We start from the raw sequence: 20204 nt of genomic DNA on the forward strand, positions 1-20204 counted from the left end.
AGGAGTTCCCATGACATTCCCCATCCAGAAAACCGACGCCGAATGGAAAACCTTGTTGGCCGAGAAAGGCGCCGAGCCGGTTGCTTACCAGGTGACGCGCCACGCAGCCACTGAGCGCCCTTTCACCGGCAAGTACGAGACCCACTGGGCCGATGGCAGCTACCACTGCATGTGCTGCGGTGCCAAGCTGTTTGACTCGGACACCAAGTTTGACGCCCATTGCGGTTGGCCCAGCTTCTCGCTGGCGATCCCGGGCGCCATTACCGAGATCACCGACCGCAGCCACGGCATGGTGCGGGTGGAAACGGTGTGCAGCCAATGCGGCGCGCATCTGGGCCATGTGTTTCCCGACGGCCCCACCGAGACCGGTTTGCGCTATTGCATGAACTCGGCCTCGCTACACTTCACCCCCAAATGAAAACCTTACTCGACTTCATCCCCATCCTGCTGTTTTTTGCAGCCTACAAGCTGCACGACTGGTTTGGCATCAGCAAAGACGAAGCCATTTACTTTGCCACCCCGGTGCTGATGGCCGCCACGGTGGCCCAGATGGCGATCATTTACTGGATCGACAAAAAGCTCAGCACCATGCACAAGATCACGCTGGGCATGATTCTGGTGTTCGGTGGCATCACGCTCGCGCTGCATGACAAACGCTTCATCATGTGGAAGCCCACGGTGCTCTATGCAGGCATGGCGATCGCGCTGGCTGTGGCCCTTTGGGGCATGAAAATCAATTACTTGAAAACCCTGCTGGGCAGCCAGCTGGAGCTGCCTGACGCCGTCTGGAACAAGCTCAATGTGGCATGGGTTTTCTACACCGCCTTCATGGCCCTCAGCAATGCCTATGTGGCCACTTATTTCAGCGAAGACGCCTGGGCTAATTTCAAGCTTTGGGGCTACGTGTTTCCCTTGGCCTTTCTGATCGGACAGGGGCTGTACATCTCGCCTTACTTGAAAGGCGATGACTCCAAACAGGACCCGCCCACCCCATGAGCGCCAACGAACCCACCGCCGCCAACCTCGAGCAACGGCTGCGCGAACGTTTGCAACCTGTAACACTACAAGTGATCGACGAAAGCTACCAGCACGCAGGCCACGTCGGGGCCAATGACAGCGGGGTTGGAACCCATTTCCGGGTGAAGATTGCTTCACCCTTATTTACCGGTGTGAGCCGCGTAGCAAGGCATCGCCTTGTGTATGATTCGTTGCAAGATTTCATTGATCAGGGCCTGCACGCCTTGGCCATTGAGGCCGAAGCCTCGCCCTCTGGCAACTCTCAGATTTAAAGCATTCCTGAAGGAAACGGTATGAAGAAGTACATTTTGTCCGCCTTGGCTGCAGCCAGCCTGATGGTGGTCGCCTCCTCCGCCTTGGCGCAAAACGTCGCCATCGTGAATGGCAAGGCAGTTCCCAAGACACGCATGGATGCCCTGGCCCAGCAGGTGGCCCGTTCCGGCCGCCCTGTGACCCCTGAAATGCAGGGTCAGTTGCGGGAAGAGGTAATTGCCCGCGAAATATTTGTACAAGAAGCCCAGGCCCGCGGTCTGGATGCGACCGAAGAGTACAAAAACCAGGTGGAACTGACCCGTCAGTCCATCCTGATCCGTGAGTTGTTTGCGGACTACCAGAAAAAGAACCCCGTCACCGACGAAGAAACCAAGGCTGAGTACGACAAGTTTGCGTCTGCCAACGCCGGCAAGGAATACCGCGCACGCCACATCCTGGTAGAAAAAGAAGATCAGGCCAAAGCCCTGATCGCCCAGCTCAAAAAAGGCGCCAAGTTTGAAGACCTAGCCAAGAAGAATTCCAAGGACCCGGGCTCCGGCGCCAACGGCGGTGACTTGGATTGGGCCAATGCCAGCAGTTACGTGAAAGAGTTCTCTGATGCGCTGACCGGCTTGTCCAAGGGCAAGATGACAGACGCCCCCGTCAAAACCCAGTTCGGTTACCACATCATCCGTTTGGAAGACGTGCGTGAAGCCCAGCTGCCCAAGTACGAAGACGTGAAACCCCAGATCGCCCAGCAGCTTCAGCAGCAAAAGCTGGCCAAGTTCCAGGAAGACCTGCGCGCCAAAGCCAAGGTCGAATAAGTCCCGGACTCCGGTTCACTCAAAAAAGCGGCTCAGGCCGCTTTTTTGTTGCCTAAAACCCAAAGCCGGCCAGCCACAAGAGGCCCAGCATCACCGGCTGGTGAAGCAAGTAGTAGCTCAGGCTGTAGCGGCCCAAGCGTGCCAATGCCCTATGGGCTCTGGTGCCGGGCGTTTTGGGGGACAGATGGGGGGATCGGTTCAGCAGCAACTGCATGCCCGCAAATCCCAGCAACATCACGCCCAGCCAAGGGAACAAGGGCACATAGTCTTCAGTGATGGGCAAGCGGGTAATCAAACCCAGCCAATTGAGCCCGCGTCCATCAAAATCCAAGCCAAACAAGCTGCTGGCGCCCGCAGATATTGCGGAGCCAGCTATCAAATGGGTAGCAATCACCAGCCCTCCGGCGCCTGCGCACGACACACCCAACGGTGCCATCAGGCGCACGAGCAGCAGCATGACGGCCATGCCGTGCAGCACCCCGAAATAGATGTAGCTCTTGGGAAACATGAACCATGAGCCCAGCGATACCAGCCCGGCCGCACCCGCAATCTGCAGCCATCGCCGAGCGAACTGGCGCCAGCTTTGACCTTGGCGCTGTGCAACGGCCTGCCCTGCCCCGGCACACAACAGGAACAGGCTCAGGATGCAGGTGCGCTGCCAGGTCCAAAGCGGGTCCCGGTAAAAATCCTGCTGGATGAGGCGGGCGTTATTCAGGTCGAAGCAAAAATGAAAGAACGTCATCCACACCATGGCGAAGCCACGGATCACGTCCAGATTCTCAAAGCGGCGAACAGTCATGCCTGCAGTCTAAACGGCAGCTCAGTGCACAACCGGGGTATCTTGTTGGCGCCTGCCCCAACGCAAGATGGTGCTTCCGAGCACGGCCAAAACCACCACCGGAAGTGCGAGTCCCCATGCGGGCTGCTGAGCCAGAACAAACGCAAAAGTGGGCGGACCCAAGGTCGCCCCCAGATTACCCATCTGGGCGACAGCCCCGTTGGCACGCGCTTGTTGAGCCGCATCTTTGTTCAAAAACGGAATCAACGCGAAGGCCGTGCCACCCGCCAAGCCGGAGATAGCCATCAGCAACAAAGCAGCTGCCGTGTAACCCGATTGGGCCGACGCTGCCAAAGCGCAAGCAAAACCCGTCAAGGCCAGCAAGGGATACACCCAGCGAAGCAGGCGCATGGGGCTTAAGCGCCGGGTAAGCCAGCCCGCCCCGAAGGTGCCTGCCATGCCGGTAAACGGCAACGCTGCAGCGGCCCACTGTTGGCCGGGCGGCAAGGCTTGGGGCAGAAAAGTCAGCAATGCGACGGCCATACCGGTGTAGCAAAAGAAGCACAGGCCCGGCAAGGCCGTGGACCACTGGGTGTAGATGCGCACATGGCGTGCCAAGAGACTGGTGCGTACGGGATCCGGCAACCGCGCAGCGTCTTCAGGAATCAAGCGCCAGACCCCTGCGCATGCCAGAAACAAGAGTGCCGCATGCAAGGCAAACAGCGAATGAACGCCGTACAACGTCAGAAAAGAGGGACCGAAGGCGGCGCACAAGGCAAACGCGGTACCTACAAAGGTGCTCCACAAGCCCATCGCCACCGAGCGGTGTTGTGGTCCGGCAGCAGCTGCCATCAGCGTGGGGGCGGCGACCACCACGGACAGATGGGAGGCGCCCTCGAGCACACGGGTTGCAAAGAAAGCATAAAAGGGCAAATCCAGCGCTTGAAGCGCAGCCAGAACGGCCCCCAGCGACAAACCACCCACGAGCAGCCGCCGGTACCCGACCTTGGTAGCCAGCAAGCCCATGCTGACACCCAGAGTCAGCCCCACCACCCCGACCATCGACAGTACCCACCCCATCTGTGCGGGGCTCACTCCATAGTGGGTTTGGAGGAGCTGGAAAGCGAGGGAGATTTTGGCGAACTGCAGGGCCGCCAGAATGCCACAGCCCCACAACAGGAATACGCGCGGCCAATGGGTAGTGGGTAATGTGCTCATGGGAGCGGGTGAGTGTAGCCAGCTCTAATGCATACGCCAGGCACCTGCGGGATAATTCCGCCCCATGTCTTTGCAAGATTTCCAACTCGAATTGCTGGCGCCTGCCCGCACGGCTGACATCGGTATCGAAGCCGTCAACCATGGCGCCGATGCGGTCTACATCGGCGGACCCGGCTTCGGGGCACGGTCGAGTGCCGACAACAGCGTGGCCGACATCGCGCGGCTGGTGCAGCATGCGCATCGCTTCAACAGCCGCATCTTTGTCACCATGAACACCATCCTGCGGGATGACGAGCTGGAGCCTGCGCGCAAGCAGGCCTGGCAGCTCTACGAAGCCGGTGTAGATGCCCTCATCGTGCAGGACATGGGGCTTCTGGCCATCGATATGCCGCCCATTCAGCTGCATGCCAGCACCCAGACGGATATCCGCACGCCTGAGAAAGCACGCTTTTTACAGGACGTGGGGCTCTCGCAAATCGTGCTGGCACGCGAACTCACGACCAGGCAGATTGAGGCCATCCGAGCCGCCACCGATCCTGAGAAATGCACGCTGGAGTTCTTTATCCACGGTGCCTTGTGCGTTGCCTACAGCGGCCAGTGCTACATCAGCGCGGCCCATACCGGGCGTAGCGCCAACCGCGGTGAATGCAGCCAGGCCTGCCGCCTGCCCTACCAGGTGGTGGACGACAAGGGCCGCTTTGTGGCGCACGACAAGCATGTGCTCTCCATGAAGGACAACAACCAGAGCGAGAACCTGGCCGCTTTGGTGGACGCAGGCATCCGCAGCTTCAAGATCGAAGGGCGCTACAAGGACATGGGCTATGTGAAAAACATCACCGCCCACTACCGCAAGCTGTTGGACCGGCTGATCGAGGACCGTCAGTACTCTGACCAACCCTTGGCCCGAAGCAGCAGTGGCACCACCACCTTCACCTTCGAGCCCGACCCTAACCAGAACTTCAACCGCGAGTTCACGGATTACTTTGTGCAGGGCCGCCAGATCGATATCGGGGCATTCGACACCCCCAAGAACCCGGGCCAGCCCATAGGCTACGTCACCAAGGTCAATGCTGACAGCGTGGAACTGGAGCTGATGGACCGCAGCAAACACTTAAGCAATGGCGACGGCCTGTGCTACTACGACCTGCAAAAAGAACTGGTGGGCCTGGCCATCAACCGCGCAGAAGCCATCAATGCCGTCAAAGGCCTGTGGCGCGTGTTCCCCAAAGACCCGATGCCCGGCTTCAAAGACTTGCGCAAAGGCGTGGAAGTGAACCGCAACCGCGATGTCAACTGGACCCGCACCCTCGACAAAAAGAGCAGCGACCGACGCATCGGCGTGTGGGCCGTGTTGACAGAAGTCCCAGAGGGCATTGCGCTCACCGTGACCGATGAGGACGGCTTCGCCGCCACCGCCCGCACCACCCTGCTCCGCGAACTGGCCAAGGATAATGGCTCGGCGATGGACACCCTCAAGGACAACGTCCGCAAAATGGGCACCACCATTTTTGCGGCGCTTGACGTGCAAGTGCAGTTCAGCCAACCCTGGTTTGTGCCCGCCTCTGTGCTCAACCCGCTGCGGCGTGAAGCGGTGGAATCCCTGGAGCGGGCCCGCGCAACCGGCTTTGTGCGCCTGCAGCCCGGTGTGGCGGTGGAGCCACCGGTCGCCTACCCCGAAGACACGCTCAGCTACCTCGCCAACGTGTTCAACCAGGCGGCCCACGGTTTTTATGTCAAACATGGCGTCAAAGTCATCGCCCCGGCCTATGAGGCGGTGGAAGAACTGGGCGAAGTGAGCCTGATGATCACCAAGCACTGTGTGCGCTTCTCTTTAAGTCTCTGCCCCAAGCAGGCCAAAGGCGTGACCGGTGTGCAAGGCCAAGTGAAGGCGGAGCCTTTGCAACTCATCAACGGAAAAGAAAAGCTCACTCTGCGCTTTGACTGCAAACCCTGCGAAATGCATGTGGTGGGCAAGATGAAAACCAGTGTGGCCAACCAGAGTCGCAAAGAGCTGCTGGAAGCGGCACAGGGCGTGCCCATGACTTTCCACAAGACCCGACCCAAGCAGGAGTTCGGGCACTAAGGGCTAGCGCGGGCCCGGCGTCGGGTCTTCGTTTTCTGCAGGTGCATTCAGCAGATGCCACGCAAACCGCAGTCCCAGCACCGCATTGCCAATGGCAAAAACCGCAACGATCACCGAAGCGATCGGTGACAGGTTGCGGTTCTGAACAATCCAGACCAGCGCCGTCGACAATCCATTGAGCGCAAGCATCAGCCAGAAGGCTGCCTTGCGCGGCTGGATCAGACGGCGCAGGCGTATCACTTCACTTCGGTCACAAAGTTTTCGCGGCTGCGGCGCACCTTCTTCAGGTTCACCAGCCAGTCGCCTTCGTCGGCGCGGTAGCCCAGGGGCATGATCACCACGCTGCGCAGGCCACGCTTGTCCAAGCCCAGGATCTCGTCCACGGCCTTGGGGTCAAAACCTTCCATGGGGGTGGCATCGACTTCCTCTTCGGCAGCGGCAATCAACGCTGTACCCACGCCGATATAGGCTTGGCGAGCAGCATGCTGGTAGTTCACTTCAGCGTCGCGGGGCACGTAGGCACCCAAAATCATCTTGCGGTAGTTTTCCCAACCTTCGTTGACGAAACCGCGCTCGGTGTTGACCAAGTCGAAGGCTGCGTTGATACGGTCGGCTGTGTAGTTGTCCCACGCCGCGAACACCAGAAGGTGTGAGCCATCGGTGATTTGCGCCTGGTTCCATGCAACCGGCACGATCTTCTCGCGCACTTCCTTGTTGCTCACCACGATGACTTCATAAGGCTGCATGCCGCTGGAGGTCGCGGTCAGGCGGATGGCTTCCAGGATGCGGTCGAGCTTTTCCTGGGGAACTGCCTTGGCGGGATTGAATTTCTTGGTAGCGTAGCGCCACTGCAGTTTGCTGATCAGATCGGACATCAGGTACTTTCTAAAGTTGAGCGGCGGCAACCACCTTGACTGCCGCCGGAAGTCGACAGCTGGGGACTGTAAATCCAAAAACAAGGGGCCCGCAGGCCCCTTGATTCAAACAGGTGTCCCGCTCAGGGGATTAACCCACCCACTTGCGCGCATTGCGCCACAGCTGCATCCAGGGGCTGAATTCGTTCTTGTCCAGGCTGGTCCAGCTCATTTGGATGTTGCGGAACACGCGCTCGGGGTGCGGCATCATGGCGGTGAAGCGGCCATCTGCGGTGGTGACCGCTGTCAGGCCACCGGCGCTGCCGTTCGGGTTGAACGGATAGGTTTCGGTCGCAGCACCTGTGTTGTCCACATAGCGCATGGCGGCGATCGCCTTGTCCGCATTGCCACGGTACTTGAAGTTGGCGTAGCCTTCGCCGTGCGCCACCGCAATCGGCAGGCGCATGCCGGCCAGATCGGTGAAGAACAGGGATGGTGACTCCAGCACTTCCACCAGCGAGAGGCGGGCTTCAAAGCGCTCGCTCTGGTTGGTGGTGAAGCGTGGCCAGTCTTGCGCGCCGGGGATGATGTCGGCCAGCTCGGCAAACATCTGGCAACCGTTGCACACGCCCAAGCCAAAGGTGTCCTGGCGGGCAAAGAAGGCCTTGAACTGTTCAGACAGAACGTCGTTGAACGTGATGCTGCGCGCCCAGCCAATGCCTGCACCCAAGGTGTCGCCGTAGCTGAAACCGCCGCAAGCGACCACTCCCTTGAAGTCCTGCAGTTTGGCGCGGCCGGTCTGCAAGTCGGTCATGTGCACGTCATAGGCCTCAAAGCCAGCTTCGGTGAAAGCGTAAGCCATTTCCACATGGGAGTTGACGCCCTGCTCTCGCAGGACCGCCACCTTGGGGCGGCTGCTCAGAATAGCAGGCGCTCCTGATTTGATAGCTGCTTGCGCAGATTCCACGAGCGCCAGGGCCTTGTTGGGCATGTAAACATGCATGCCAGGATCGTTCTCAGCGCCAGCGGCTGCGTGTTCCGCATCGGCACACACGGGGTTGTCGCGCTGCTGCGCAATCTTCCAGCTCACGGCATCCCACACCTGGTGCAGGTCGGAGAGCTTGGCGCTGAAGATGCTCTTCGCATCGCGCCAGATTTGCAGCTCGCCCTTGCCTGCATCGATGCTGTCAGCGGCCGGACGTGTCTTGCCGATGAAGTGGCTGAACTTGGACAGCCCGTGCTCACGCAAAGTGGCCATCACTTCCGAGCGCTCTGACGTGCGCACCTGCAACACCACACCCAGCTCTTCGCTGAACAGGGCCTTGAGCGTGGCTTCTTCACGGCGGGCACCCACCTGCCCTACCCAGTTCTTGCTGTCGCCCACGTCCATGCGGCTGTCAGAAATGCCGTCGCCCTCGGTGACCAGCATGTCCACATTCAGGGCCACACCCACACGACCGGCAAAGGCCATTTCGGCCACGGTGGCCAGCAGACCACCATCGCCACGGTCGTGGTAAGCCAGCACTTGGCCCTTGGCGCGCAGTGCATTCACAGCGTTGACCAGATTCACCAAGTCTTGGGCGTCGTCCAGATCGGGCACCTTGTCGCCCACTTGGTCGAGCCTTTGCGCCAGGATGCTGGCGGCCATGCGGTGCTGGCCCTTACCCAAGTCGATCAACACCAGCGTGGTGTCTTCCGTCGCGTTGAGCTGAGGCGTCAGCGTGCCGCGCACATCTTGCAAGGTGGCGAAACCGCTGACGATCAGGGACACGGGAGAAGTCACCTTTTTGTCGGTGCCGGCGTCTTTCCATTGGGTGCGCATGGACAGGCTGTCCTTGCCGACCGGGATGGAAATGCCCAACGCGGGGCACAGCTCCATGCCCACGGCTTTCACCGTGGCGTACAGCGCGGCGTCTTCGCCGGGTTCGCCGCAGGCGGCCATCCAGTTGGCGGACAGCTTCACACGGGGCAGCTCAATGGGGGCGGCCAGCAGGTTGGTAATGGCTTCTGCCACCGCCATGCGGCCGGAAGCGGGCGCGTCCAAAGCTGCCAGCGGCGTGCGCTCGCCCATGGACATGGCTTCGCCGGCAAAACCCTTGAAGTCGGCCAGGGTCACCGCGCAGTCGGCCACGGGTACCTGCCAGGGGCCGACCATCTGGTCGCGGTGGGTCAGGCCACCCACGGTGCGGTCGCCAATGGTGATCAGGAATCGCTTGGAGGCCACAGTGGGGTGCGCCAGCACATCGATGACGGCTTTTTGCAAGTCCACGCCGGTCAGGTCGAGCGGTTTGAACTGGCGAGCCACCGTCTTGACGTCGCGGTGCATCTTGGGCGGCTTGCCCAATAGCACGTTCATCGGCATGTCCACGGGCGACTCTGCGCCCTCGTCTACCAATTGGAGTTGGCGCCCTTCAGTGGCCACGCCAATCACCGCAAACGGGCATCGCTCGCGCTCGCACAGCGCTTCAAACGTGGCCAGCGACTCAGGGGCGATGGCCAGCACATAGCGTTCCTGGCTCTCGTTGCACCAGATTTCCTTGGGTGCCATGCCGGACTCTTCGAGCTTGACGGCGCGCAGATCAAAGCGCGCACCGCGGCCCGCGTCGTTGGTCAGCTCGGGGAATGCGTTGGACAAACCACCCGCCCCCACATCATGGATCGCCAGGATGGGGTTCTGATCGCCTTGCATCCAGCACTGGTTGATCACCTCTTGCGCGCGGCGCTCGATTTCGGGGTTGCCACGCTGCACCGAGTCAAAGTCCAGTTCGGCCGCGTTGGCACCGGTGGCCATGGAGCTGGCCGCGCTGCCGCCCATGCCGATGCGCATGCCGGGGCCGCCCAGCTGGATCAGCAGGCTGCCTGCGGGGAATTCAATCTTGTGGGTCTGGTCGGCGTCAATCACGCCCAAGCCACCGGCAATCATGATGGGCTTGTGGTAGCCGCGTGCCACGGTGTCCACATCGCTAGCGACTGTCTGCTCGTACTCGCGGAAATAGCCCAGCAGGTTGGGCCGCCCAAACTCGTTGTTGAACGCCGCACCGCCCAAGGGGCCTTCGACCATGATTTGCAGCGGGCTGGCAATGTGCTCGGGCTTGCCAAGCGTGCTGCCCCATAGCTTGGAGACGGTAAAGCCGGTCAGACCCGCCTTGGGCTTGGAGCCGCGGCCGGTCGCACCTTCGTCACGGATTTCGCCCCCCGCACCGGTGGAGGCACCAGGAAATGGGGAGATGGCTGTGGGGTGGTTGTGGGTTTCCACCTTCATCAGGATATGATTGGTTTTGCTATGTTTTTCATAGCTGGCCGCGCTGACTTCACCGGCGCCAGTGGCCGATTTGGCTGTAAAGCGCTCGACCTGCACGCCTTCCATCACGGAGGCGTTGTCCGAGTAGGCCACCAGCATGTACTGGGGGTGCAGCTGGTGCGTGTTGCGGATCATGCCGAACATGCTCTTGTCCTGCGCCACACCGTCGATGGTGAACTGGGCGTTGAAGATTTTGTGGCGGCAATGCTCGCTGTTGGCCTGCGCGAACATCATCAGTTCCACGTCAGTGGGGTTGCGGCCCAGCGTAGTGAAGGCGTTCACCAGGTAGTCAATCTCGTCAGCAGCCAAGGCCAAACCGAATTGCGTATTGGCCTTCACCAGCGCATCTTTGCCGCCTCCCAACACGTCCACATGGTCCATGGGCGCGGGTTGCAGGGCGTTGAACAGCTCTTGTGCTTGAGTGCGATCTAACATCGCGCTCTCGGTCATGCGGTCGTGCAGCAAGGCGGCCACGGCCTGCAACTGCTCGGGCGTCAACGCGGTTTTGCTGAGCAAACCGCTTTTGAGGGTCAGGCGGTACTCCACCAGACGCTCTACGCGCTTCACGGCCAGGCCGCAGTTGTGGGCGATGTCAGTCGCCTTGGAGGCCCAGGGGCTCACCGTGCCGAACCGGGGGCTCACCACGATCGCGGGGCCTTCAGACGGACCGGTGTACGGGTCACCATAAGTCAGCAAGGCGGCCAGCTTGTCGGCCAGGGGCTTGTCCAGAGCCGCTTCGGTGGCGGCCAGGTGCACAAAACGGGCTGCAATGCCGGAAATCTTGTCGCTCACACCTTGCAAGGCGGGCAGGAGTTGTTGGACGCGGAAATTGCTCAGGGCGTTACCGCCCTCGAAAGAGGTGATGTGCAGGGTCACGGTGGTGGCCTTGTAATGGGCTGGAGCGTTGGGGAGTGGTGATCCACACACGGCCGCTGACTGGGGACGCGCATGGAAGCTCCGGATTTTACCCGCCGACGCGACGCGCTTTTCCCCGCATCCTCACGCGGCCCTGCCGGATGGGATAATCCTGCCCCATGACTATCACATACAAAGACGCCCAAGGCATTGCCGGCATGCGCATCGCGGGCAGACTGGCCTCCGAAGTCCTGGACTACCTCACGCCTTTTGTCAAACCCGGCGTGACGACCAACGAACTCGACAAACTGGCCCACGACTACATCACCCAGGTCCAGGGTGGCATTCCTGCGCCCCTGAACTACACCGGTGGCGGCAATACGCCCTACCCCAAGTCGATTTGCACCTCGGTGAACCAACAGGTGTGCCACGGCATTCCCAATGACAAGGCTCTGAAAAAGGGCGACATCGTCAACATTGATATCACCGTCATCAAAGACAGCTGGCACGGCGACACCAGCCGCATGTTCCTGGTGGGGGATTGCTCGATTGCCGCCAAGCGCTTGTGCTCGGTGACGTACGAAGCGATGTGGGTGGGTATCCAGATGGTGAAACCCGGTGTGCATCTGGGTGACATTGGCCATGCTATCCAGAAGTTTGCCGAGGGCAAGGGCTTCAGCGTGGTGCGCGAGTTTTGCGGGCATGGCATCGGCCAGGTCTTCCACGAAGAGCCCCAAGTGCTGCACTACGGCCGCCCCGGCACCCTGGAGAAGCTCAAGGAAGGCATGACCTTCACCATCGAGCCCATGATCAACGCCGGTGGCAAAGAGATCAAGGAAGGCCCCGAGAAAGACGGCTGGAGCATTGTCACCAAGGACCGCTCGTTATCGGCACAGTGGGAGCACACGGTGCTGGTCACACCGACCGGTTACGAGGTGCTGACCCTTTCCGCCGGCAGCCCTGCGACGCCTGATTTTGTGACTGCCTGACCGGCTTCTGCGAATGACCGAGCTGCAAGCCCTGCGCACCGACTACCGGGCGCGCAAAGCACAACTGCTGGATTTGGTTGCATCCCCGAAAGCAACGGTGCGCCAGGTGCGCAAGGTCTTGCAGCGCATGGCGGACCTGACGGACGAGGTGTTGCGGCAGCTCTGGTCGGGCGCCGGCTTGGCGGAACCCTATGCGCTGCTGGCGGTGGGCGGATACGGTCGCGCGGAGTTGTTTCCTCACTCTGACGTCGATGTGTTGGTCTTGTTGCCCGATGGGCACTCGGCCGACGCAGACTCGGAGCTCAAAAAGCGCATTGAGGCCTTCATTGGCAATTGCTGGGATGTCGGCTTGGAAATCGGCTCTAGCGTGCGCACTTTGGCGGACTGCTTGCAAGAAGCCGAAAAAGACGTCACGGTTCAGACTGCCTTGCTGGAGTGCCGGTTGATCACAGGCAACGCAGATTTGGTGCAGGCTTTCCGCAAAGCCTTCACCGAGGCTATGGACCCCAAGGCCTTTTTTGTTGCCAAAACGCTGGAAATGCGCCAGCGTCACACCAAGTTTGAAGACACCCCCTATTCACTGGAACCGAACTGCAAGGAATCCCCCGGTGGGCTGCGTGACTTGCAGGTCATCTTGTGGGTGGCCAAGGCGGCCGGCTATGGCAACAACTGGGGCGACCTGGCACGTGGCGGCCTGGCCACCGAGTTCGAGGTCAAGCAGATCGAGCGCAATGAAGCGTTGCTGCTGCTGATCCGTGCCAAGCTGCACTATGTTGCCAAGCGGCGCGAAGATCGCCTGATTTTTGACCTCCAGAATGCCGTGGCCGAGTCCTTCGGATACACCGCTGGCTCGCCGGAGGGCGACCGCAGGCAACTGGTGCGCGCCAGTGAGGCGCTGATGAAGCGCTACTACTGGGCAGCCAAGGCCGTGACCCAGCTCAACCAGATTCTGTTGATGAACATTGAGGAGCGGCTCAACCCCTCCACCCATGCGCCCCGCCGCATCAATGATCACTTCAACGACAAAGCCGGCATGATTGATGTGGTCAGTGATGACCTGTACCGCCGCAACCCGCACGCGATTCTGGAAACCTTTCTGGTCTATCAGACCACTGTGGGCATCAAAGGCCTGTCAGCACGCACCTTGCGGGCGCTTTACAACGCCCGTGACCTGATGGACGCCAAATACCGGCGCGACCCGGTGAACCGGGCGACTTTTCTGCAGATCATGCAGGCACCGGACGGTATCACCCACGCCATGCGCCTGATGAACCAGACTTCGGTGCTGGGGCGCTACCTGTGGGTGTTCCGCAAAATCGTCGGGCAGATGCAGCATGACCTGTTCCACGTCTACACCGTGGACCAGCACATCCTGATGGTGCTACGCAATGCGCGGCGATTCTTCATGGTCGAACACGCGCACGAATACCCGTTTTGCTCCCAACTGGCTTCCGGCTGGGACAAGCCCTGGATTCTGTACATCGCATCCCTGTTTCACGACATTGCCAAGGGGCGGGGCGGCGATCATTCCGAGCTCGGCATCGTCGAAGCGCGCCGTTTCTGCAAGGAACACGGTGTGCCCACCGAAGATGCCAAGCTGATCGAGTTTTTGGTCGGGGAACACCTGACCATGAGCCGGATTGCGCAAAAGTCGGATCTGTCGGACCCGGACGTGATCCGGGAATTTGCCAAGCGGGTGGGCAACGAGCGTTACCTCACCGCCCTCTATTTGTTGACGGTGGCCGATATTCGCGGCACGAGCCCCAAAGTTTGGAATGCCTGGAAGGGCAAGCTGCTGGAGGACCTCTACAAATATACCGCCCGAGCCTTGGGCGGACGTGCACCGGATCCCGATGCGGAAGTGGAGCAACGCAAGCGCGAGGCACTGGTGATGGTGGCCCTGTACGCCCTGCCCTTTGAGGCCCACAAGCCCTTGTGGGACACGCTCGATGTGGGCTACTTCATGCGCCATGATGCGACGGACATTGCCTGGCACACCAAGCAGCTGTCCCGGCTGGTGGCAACTGACCATCCGATTGTCCGAGCACGCCGCTCGCCGGTGGGCGAAGGCTTGCAGGTCGTGGTCTATACCCAAGACCAGCCAGACCTTTTTGCCAGAATCTGCGGCTATTTCGATCAGGGTGGCTTCAGCATTCTGGATGCCCGTATCCACACCACCAATAAAGGCTACGCACTCGATACATTCCAGGTCGTCACTTCAGCCGACATGGATGAGCACTATCGCGAAATGACCAGCCTGCTTGAAAACGGCTTGGCGCAAGCCATTGCCGAGGCAGGGCCGCTGCCGGCGCCCAGCCGAGGCCGGGTGTCACGCCGCGTCAAGAGCTTTCCGATTGCGCCGCGCGTGTCGCTCAAGCCGGATGAAAAGGCGCAGCGTTGGCTGCTGAACATCTCTGCCAGTGATCGGCTGGGCCTGCTCTATTGCATTGCCCGTGTACTGGCCAAGCACCAGATCGTGGTGCAACTGGCCAAGGTAGCTACGCTGGGTGAGCGGGTGGAGGACACCTTTTTGATCCATGGTGCACAGCTTCAACACAACAGGGCACAAATCGATATCGAGACCGAGATTTTGGACGCCCTGTCGGTCTAAACCTCGACCTCTTCAGCCGTTATAGAAGCTCGCCCGCATGCGTCCGTCGCGCTTGGCAACGTAAAGCGCCTTATCCGCCTGCGATATCAGTGTTTCTGCGCCACCTGACTGGATCTCCGACCAGGTTGTCCCGCCAATGCTCACTGACAATCGCGGACTCGTCGGAGATTGTGCGTGCGGGATGTTCAACGCGGACATGCCTTGCATGATTTTTTCAGCGACAGACCGGGCTCCGGACTCGTCGGTATTCGGAAGAAGGACGGCGAATTCCTCGCCGCCAAAGCGCGCTGCGAGGTCCTGCTGTCGCGAGCAGGAAGCCAGTACTGCGGCGACCTTCCTTAAAGCGGCATCCCCCTCGGGGTGACCATATGTATCGTTGTATCTTTTAAAATGATCAACATCAATCAGTAGCAGTGATAGCGGAACCGCATGACGAGCCAAACGGCTCAATTCCAGCGTCATACGTTCGTCAAGCTTCCGGCGGTTGGCAATCCCGGTCAAGGCGTCAGTGCGGGAGGCACTTTCAAGCTTGCGGACCTGCTCGTGAAGTACCAACAGCAAGGCGTTGATTCCCTTGGTGAGTTCACCAATTTCATCTGGACGGTCGTACTTCAAAACACTGTCCCACCGTTTGCTCTCTCCGAGTGAAGCCAGATCAGTGCGTAGACGGGCAACGGGACGCACCAGCCAACGCTGAATTACGCTGATCAGCATGAACCCCGAAACGAAAGCAACCACGGCCCACTGCATCATCATGTCTGTGAGGAGCTTCTCGGCCTGAACCATCCATTGACGCTCGATCCTCATGTCAACACGAGCGAAACTTCTTCCATTGAGGCCTGGAAGGGCACTTTGTATGTCAATCACTGTGTCTTGACTGATCAACGTCAACTCAAGCGCCGGAAGATACTGGAACTTAGCCATCTGTAGTGAGGATTCCTTTTCAGAAGAGCGCCCCTTTACCTCGCCTAGGGCATCCAGCTTGAAATCGATCCCGGCATTCGCAGCTATATTTTTCAGGGAATCGGGCTCTAACTCTCTGACCATCACGACGGTCCCTGACGGTGGGTGGCTTCCATCACTGTGAACGACGCCAGTCCAGCATATGCTGGCAGGACGCTCCAGCACCCAGGATAGGCCACATTTCGTGACCGGAATGTGCTGGGCCTCCCCCTGCCAGCGTCCGAGCAAGATACCCAAGATGTCCCGCATTTGCGGGGTACGCTCATTGCTCAGCGCCCGGGCCCCGAAACCGATCACCTCACCTTTGAGGTTCATCAGCATTACTGCATTCAGATTCGACGTGGCCATCGCCGCCGGTCCGATATTGCTCACCTGGAATTTCTGATTGGGTTTGAGTAGGTGCTCATACATCTCATCCCAGTACGCCCAGTCGTGGTTCAACACACTGAGGGAAACAAGTTGCTCGTCAATGCCGCTCAATACCCGTTTCGCCGCGTCATAGGCGGCCTTGCGGTCAATGGTCTCGAAGGTCGGCAAGAGACTCCGCTTCATCAAATAAAGACCAACACTCCCCATGAGTCCGAACACCAGGATGAACGAAGCCACCACCCGGGATGCAAGTCCGAGACTGGCCACATTCATTCGCAGATGATTTTTGATTCGTCGATACATCCGCATTCCTGCAAGGTTGCGCTAGAGCTTATTCGCAAAACTGCATTTGGTACAGCACAGTGCCTCAAAGCGGGTGCATGGAGAGAGTCATCCATCGTCTTCTGCGGCTGCGATGCCCGGAAACAATACCTCGGTGTAGCCGAACTGACGGAAGTCCCGCACCCGCATGGGGTACAGCTTGCCCCACACATGGTCGCATTCATGCTGCACTACCCGAGCATGAAAACCATCCACGGTGCGGTCAATAGCGTCACCGTACTGGTCAATGCCGGTGTAGCGGATGAGCGACCACCTTGGCACCAGGCCCCGCAAGCCCGGAACGGATAGACACCCCTCCCAGTCGTTCTCCTCTGCATCACCCAGTGGGGTAATCACCGGATTGCAAAGCACGGTAGGCGGCACAATAGGCCGGTCCGGGTAGCGGGCATTACGATCGTTGCTACCGAAGATTACGAGTTGTAAATCCACACCGATCTGCGGCGCAGCCAAGCCCGCACCGTTCGCAGCCCGCATGGTGTCCAGCATGTCGGTGACCAACAGGTGCAGCGCATCGGTGTCGAACTCAGTGACCGGTTGCGCCACACGCAAAAGGCGTGGATCGCCCATCTTGAGAATCTCACGCACAGTCATTTCAGCAACTCCAAGAGGCCTGCTTCATCCAACACGGGAACACCCAGCTCATTGGCTTTGTCCAGTTTGCTGCCGGCTTCTGCTCCTGCGACCACGTAGTGCGTTTTCTTGCTCACAGAGCCGCTGACCTTGCCACCAGCGGCCTCAATGAGGTCTTTGGCTGCATCCCGCCCCAAGGTGGGCAAGGTACCGGTGAGCACCAGCGTTTTGCCAGCCAAAGGTTTGGGGCCGGCATCCGCAGGGGCACCTTCGGGCCAGGTGACGCCGCACGCACGCAATTGCTCCACCACTTCCCGGTTGTGGGCTTGGTCGAAAAAGGTGCGAATGCTTTGGGCGACGATGGGACCCACGTCAGACACGGCCAACAGTGCTTCCTCATCCGCATCCATTATGGCGTCCAGCGTGCCGAAATGGCGGGCGAGTTCCTTGGCCGTGGCTTCGCCCACGTGGCGGATACCCAGCCCGAACAAGAAGCGTGGCAAGGTGGTTTGTTTGGACTTTTCCAACGCATCCACGATGTTTTGTGCTGACTTGTCGGCCATGCGGTCGAGGCTGGCCAAAGCGCTCAAGCCCAAGCGGTAGAGGTCTGGCAGATTGCGGATCACGTTCGCATCCACCAGTTGCTCAACGAGTTTGTCGCCCAGGCCTTCCACCTCGACGGCGCGGCGTTGCGCAAAATGGAGGATGGCTTGCTTGCGCTGGGCACTGCAAAACAGGCCACCGGTGCAGCGGTAGTCGGCCTCGCCCTCCTCCCGCACCGCAGCGGACTGGCACACCGGGCAAATGCGAGGCATGGTGAACGGGGGGGCCTCACCAGCTCGTTTTTCCAGCAGGACAGAGACAACCTCAGGAATCACATCTCCCGCACGGCGCACGATGACGGTATCGCCCACCCGCACGTCTTTGCGGCGGGCCTCGTCCTCATTGTGCAAGGTAGCATTGGTAACGGTGACGCCACCCACAAAGACCGGAGCCAACTTGGCCACTGGCGTCAATTTGCCGGTGCGCCCCACTTGCACATCAATAGCGAGCACGGTGGTAAGTTGCTCTTGTGCCGGGTACTTGTGGGCCACAGCCCAGCGCGGCTCTCTCGTGACAAAGCCCAGCCTTTGCTGTAAGGCTAGACTATTTACCTTGTAGACGACGCCGTCAATATCGAATGGCAAGCTATCGCGGCCCACTCCAATACGCTGGTGATACGCTATCAATTCAGGAGCGCCTCGCGCAATTTTCACCTGCGCTGCAACCGGAAAACCCCATGATTTAAGGGTCTGGAGCATGGCGTAGTGGGTGCCGAACACGGGCCCGCCCTCGCTGGCCGGAGTGACTTCCCCCAGTCCGTAAGCAAAGAAGCTCAGGGGCCGCTGGGCTGCAATGCCCGGGTCCAGCTGCCGCACAGCGCCTGCCGCCGCGTTGCGCGGGTTCACAAAGGTTTTTTCACCCTTCTCGCCTGCGGCAATACGCGCGCGCTGGCGTTCATTCAAGGCCTCGAAATCATCGCGGCGCATATAGACCTCACCGCGCACCTCCAGAACGGCAGGCACGCCCGCTGGCAGCCTTAAGGGAATCTGGCCGATGGTGCGTATGTTCTGGGTCACGTCTTCGCCATATTCACCGTCGCCCCGTGTGGCCGCTTGCACCAGCACGCCCTGCTCGTAGCGCAGGTTCATCGCCAAGCCGTCAAACTTCAGCTCAGCGACGTACTCCACCGGAGCGTCACTCTCGCTCAGCTCCAGCTCTTTGCGGACGCGGGTATCGAATGCGAGTGCGCCGGTGGATTCGGTGTCGGTTTCGGTGCGTATGCTGAGCATGGGCACCGCGTGGCGCACGCTGGTGAAGGCATCCAGCACTTGCCCGCCAACCCGTTGCGTCGGGGAGTCAGGTGTCACCCACTCAGGATGAGCGGCCTCCAACTCCTGGAGCTCCTGAAACAGCCGGTCATATTCAGCATCGGGCACCAAAGGCGCATCCAGCACGTAGTAGGCATGGCCGAGGCGGTGCAATTCTTCCCGCAGGTAAAGCAGGCGTTCGTGAAAGCTAGAGTCCGGCGCTGCCGGCTCGGATGAAAACAAGTCCAGCGTTGCCATAAATCGGAAAGAAACTTAGCTGAAAAGGCGACGGGCAATCGGCGAACCGGCGGCAATGTCGCGCTGCTCCAGCGTGTCGTAAAGTACCTGGAGGTCAGCCGCTATCACGTCCATCGTCTGCGCAGCCAGGGGCTGGCCGTTGTCGTCTGTGACTACGCCTTCCATGGCAAGCGCCAGCGCATCCGCCGTTTCGCGCATGCGCTCGAACGGCCGCTCTGCCCTGTCCACCTGCGCTACGTCGAGGTGCAGCGAAAGTTCTCGAATAGCGCTCTGGGCCGGGTCATCTGCCAAAGCAGCTTGAGAGTCAAAGCCCAGCACCAGCACAGGAGGCAAACCTTCCACGGATGCAGGCAGCACCATGCGACCGGGAATAACGCCCGCCACAAAGCCAAGCCTGGCTGCATTCTGGTGGATGTAACCGGGGCTCCAGGATGCATTGCGGGCGCGAATAGTAAAGCCAAGCTGGGCGTCATGGGCGCTGGCAAAGTGGTCCAGCTCGCGGGCGCGGGCGACTTCGTCCAACATTTCAGGAAATTCAGGCGTCGCGTTGATCGCGTCTGCAAACGCCTGCGTCTTCACCACGAATTCGGAATACTCGATCTCATTGAGCGCACCGGAGCGGTTGGCCAGCTGCACACCCGCTTGGAAGCCGCCGTAGCGCTGCCCGGGAGCAGGAACTTCCCACACCAGCGTGTGCAAGTTGTAGCCTTCGACGGAGAAGGGCTTGGTGCCCGCACGGCGGGTCGCAGGCATGGCAGCCATGGCCGCTTCGCCGGATACGGCAGGCGTTGATGGGTCGAGTGCTACCGTGGCAATCACGTCGATCAACGAGTCCATAGCCGGTCGCACCGGAGGTCGGGGCAGATTGAAGGCTGGCGTTTCAGCATCGACCTCGGTGAGCACAGGCTCTTGTGCGAGCTCACCATCCACAGGGTCTTGGGGCGGCAAGGCCTGACGAGGGGCATTGCGACGCGACGACCAAGCGCCGTGGGCAACCACTGCTGCCAGCACCACACCACCTGCGATTGCCAATCCGATTTGTAAATTGCTCATGTAGGTTTAGCTTTTGC

Annotated in this window: 16 protein-coding genes; 7 read left to right on the plus strand and 9 right to left on the minus strand. The window is 60.1% G+C overall.

The window, feature by feature from the left end:
• Window positions 1–10 precede the first annotated feature (10 nt).
• The 4 genes from msrB to RAN89_RS12225 are packed head-to-tail and all read left to right on the plus strand — an operon-like array spanning window position 11 to window position 2093.
• Window positions 11–418, plus strand: coding sequence for a peptide-methionine (R)-S-oxide reductase MsrB (gene msrB / locus RAN89_RS12210; RefSeq protein ID WP_313866564.1), 408 nt, complete (start codon window positions 11–13; stop codon window positions 416–418).
• Window positions 415–996, plus strand: coding sequence for a septation protein A (locus tag RAN89_RS12215; RefSeq protein WP_313866565.1), 582 nt, complete (start codon window positions 415–417; stop codon window positions 994–996). Before msrB ends, RAN89_RS12215 begins: the two co-directional genes overlap by 4 nt.
• Window positions 993–1289: a BolA family protein gene (locus tag RAN89_RS12220; RefSeq protein WP_313866566.1), complete on the plus strand. Its 297-nt coding sequence runs from the start codon at window positions 993–995 to the stop codon at window positions 1287–1289. The genes RAN89_RS12215 and RAN89_RS12220 overlap by 4 nt, the downstream gene beginning before the upstream one ends.
• Before the next feature lie 21 nt (window positions 1290–1310).
• Window positions 1311–2093 carry a foldase protein PrsA gene (locus tag RAN89_RS12225; RefSeq protein WP_313866567.1) on the plus strand — a complete coding sequence of 261 codons (783 nt, stop codon included), beginning with the start codon at window positions 1311–1313 and terminating at the stop codon, window positions 2091–2093.
• Between the two features lie 52 nt (window positions 2094–2145).
• On the opposite strand, the gene RAN89_RS12230 is transcribed toward RAN89_RS12225, so the two are convergent.
• Together RAN89_RS12230 and RAN89_RS12235 are read right to left on the minus strand one after the other, a co-directional pair.
• Entirely contained in the window at window positions 2146–2892 is a 747-nt protein-coding gene (locus RAN89_RS12230) for an acetyltransferase domain-containing protein (protein WP_313866568.1), read from the minus strand.
• A gap of 21 nt (window positions 2893–2913) precedes the next feature.
• Window positions 2914–4089: an MFS transporter gene (locus tag RAN89_RS12235; RefSeq protein ID WP_313866569.1), complete on the minus strand. Its 1176-nt coding sequence runs from the start codon at window positions 4087–4089 to the stop codon at window positions 2914–2916.
• Window positions 4090–4153: 64 nt separating this feature from the next.
• On the opposite strand from RAN89_RS12235, the gene RAN89_RS12240 reads away from it, so the two are divergent.
• Window positions 4154–6172, plus strand: a complete 2019-nt coding sequence (locus tag RAN89_RS12240; protein ID WP_313866570.1) for a peptidase U32 family protein — start codon at window positions 4154–4156, stop codon at window positions 6170–6172.
• Between the two features lie 3 nt (window positions 6173–6175).
• Here RAN89_RS12240 and RAN89_RS12245 read toward each other — a convergent pair whose 3' ends face one another.
• The 3 genes from RAN89_RS12245 to purL form a co-directional block, all read right to left on the minus strand.
• Window positions 6176–6412: a hypothetical protein gene (locus tag RAN89_RS12245; protein WP_313866571.1), complete on the minus strand. Its 237-nt coding sequence runs from the start codon at window positions 6410–6412 to the stop codon at window positions 6176–6178.
• Window positions 6409–7047, minus strand: a complete 639-nt coding sequence (locus RAN89_RS12250; protein WP_313866572.1) for an NAD(P)H-dependent oxidoreductase — start codon at window positions 7045–7047, stop codon at window positions 6409–6411. The genes RAN89_RS12245 and RAN89_RS12250 overlap by 4 nt, the downstream gene beginning before the upstream one ends.
• A gap of 130 nt (window positions 7048–7177) precedes the next feature.
• Window positions 7178–11203: a phosphoribosylformylglycinamidine synthase gene (purL, locus tag RAN89_RS12255; RefSeq protein WP_313866573.1), complete on the minus strand. Its 4026-nt coding sequence runs from the start codon at window positions 11201–11203 to the stop codon at window positions 7178–7180.
• Window positions 11204–11361: 158 nt separating this feature from the next.
• Between purL and map the strand changes: the two genes are divergently transcribed.
• Together map and RAN89_RS12265 are read left to right on the plus strand one after the other, a co-directional pair.
• Entirely contained in the window at window positions 11362–12171 is an 810-nt protein-coding gene (gene map, locus RAN89_RS12260; protein ID WP_313866574.1) for a type I methionyl aminopeptidase, read from the plus strand.
• A 13-nt stretch (window positions 12172–12184) separates the two neighbouring features.
• Complete coding sequence (locus RAN89_RS12265; RefSeq protein ID WP_313866575.1) at window positions 12185–14782, plus strand: [protein-PII] uridylyltransferase; 2598 nt, start codon at window positions 12185–12187, stop codon at window positions 14780–14782.
• A 12-nt stretch (window positions 14783–14794) separates the two neighbouring features.
• On the opposite strand, the gene RAN89_RS12270 is transcribed toward RAN89_RS12265, so the two are convergent.
• The 4 genes from RAN89_RS12270 to RAN89_RS12285 all read right to left on the minus strand — a co-directional run bounded on the left by RAN89_RS12270 (window position 14795) and on the right by RAN89_RS12285 (window position 20187).
• The gene (locus RAN89_RS12270; RefSeq protein WP_313866576.1) at window positions 14795–16417 is read right to left on the minus strand and encodes a sensor domain-containing diguanylate cyclase; all 1623 of its coding nucleotides are present in this window, start codon (window positions 16415–16417) and stop codon (window positions 14795–14797) included.
• Between the two features lie 87 nt (window positions 16418–16504).
• Window positions 16505–17047, minus strand: coding sequence for a peptide deformylase (def, locus tag RAN89_RS12275; protein ID WP_313866577.1), 543 nt, complete (start codon window positions 17045–17047; stop codon window positions 16505–16507).
• Window positions 17044–19134 carry an NAD-dependent DNA ligase LigA gene (gene ligA / locus RAN89_RS12280; protein WP_313866578.1) on the minus strand — a complete coding sequence of 697 codons (2091 nt, stop codon included), beginning with the start codon at window positions 19132–19134 and terminating at the stop codon, window positions 17044–17046. Before ligA ends, def begins: the two co-directional genes overlap by 4 nt.
• Before the next feature lie 15 nt (window positions 19135–19149).
• Window positions 19150–20187 (minus strand): cell division protein ZipA C-terminal FtsZ-binding domain-containing protein, encoded by a 1038-nt coding sequence (locus tag RAN89_RS12285; RefSeq protein WP_313866579.1) that lies wholly within the window; start codon window positions 20185–20187, stop codon window positions 19150–19152.
• Between the last annotated feature and the right edge of the window lie 17 nt (window positions 20188–20204).

It is taken from the genome of Rhodoferax mekongensis, from assembly GCF_032191775.1.
GTDB classification, from domain to species: domain Bacteria; phylum Pseudomonadota; class Gammaproteobacteria; order Burkholderiales; family Burkholderiaceae_C; genus Allorhodoferax; species Allorhodoferax mekongensis.

Bases quoted from the DNA above. Each gene is read 5' to 3' on its own strand.
- msrB (WP_313866564.1), top strand. From the start codon at position 11: ATGACATTCCCCATCCAGAAAACCGACGCCGAATGGAAAACCTTGTTG.
- RAN89_RS12215 (WP_313866565.1), top strand. From the start codon at position 415: ATGAAAACCTTACTCGACTTCATCCCCATCCTGCTGTTTTTTGCAGCC.
- RAN89_RS12220 (WP_313866566.1), top strand. From the start codon at position 993: ATGAGCGCCAACGAACCCACCGCCGCCAACCTCGAGCAACGGCTGCGC.
- RAN89_RS12225 (WP_313866567.1), top strand. From the start codon at position 1,311: ATGAAGAAGTACATTTTGTCCGCCTTGGCTGCAGCCAGCCTGATGGTG.
- RAN89_RS12230 (WP_313866568.1), bottom strand. From the start codon at position 2,892: ATGACTGTTCGCCGCTTTGAGAATCTGGACGTGATCCGTGGCTTCGCC.
- RAN89_RS12235 (WP_313866569.1), bottom strand. From the start codon at position 4,089: ATGAGCACATTACCCACTACCCATTGGCCGCGCGTATTCCTGTTGTGG.
- RAN89_RS12240 (WP_313866570.1), top strand. From the start codon at position 4,154: ATGTCTTTGCAAGATTTCCAACTCGAATTGCTGGCGCCTGCCCGCACG.
- RAN89_RS12250 (WP_313866572.1), bottom strand. From the start codon at position 7,047: ATGTCCGATCTGATCAGCAAACTGCAGTGGCGCTACGCTACCAAGAAA.
- map (WP_313866574.1), top strand. From the start codon at position 11,362: ATGACTATCACATACAAAGACGCCCAAGGCATTGCCGGCATGCGCATC.
- RAN89_RS12265 (WP_313866575.1), top strand. From the start codon at position 12,185: ATGACCGAGCTGCAAGCCCTGCGCACCGACTACCGGGCGCGCAAAGCA.
- RAN89_RS12270 (WP_313866576.1), bottom strand. From the start codon at position 16,417: ATGTATCGACGAATCAAAAATCATCTGCGAATGAATGTGGCCAGTCTC.
- def (WP_313866577.1), bottom strand. From the start codon at position 17,047: ATGACTGTGCGTGAGATTCTCAAGATGGGCGATCCACGCCTTTTGCGT.
- ligA (WP_313866578.1), bottom strand. From the start codon at position 19,134: ATGGCAACGCTGGACTTGTTTTCATCCGAGCCGGCAGCGCCGGACTCT.
- RAN89_RS12285 (WP_313866579.1), bottom strand. From the start codon at position 20,187: ATGAGCAATTTACAAATCGGATTGGCAATCGCAGGTGGTGTGGTGCTG.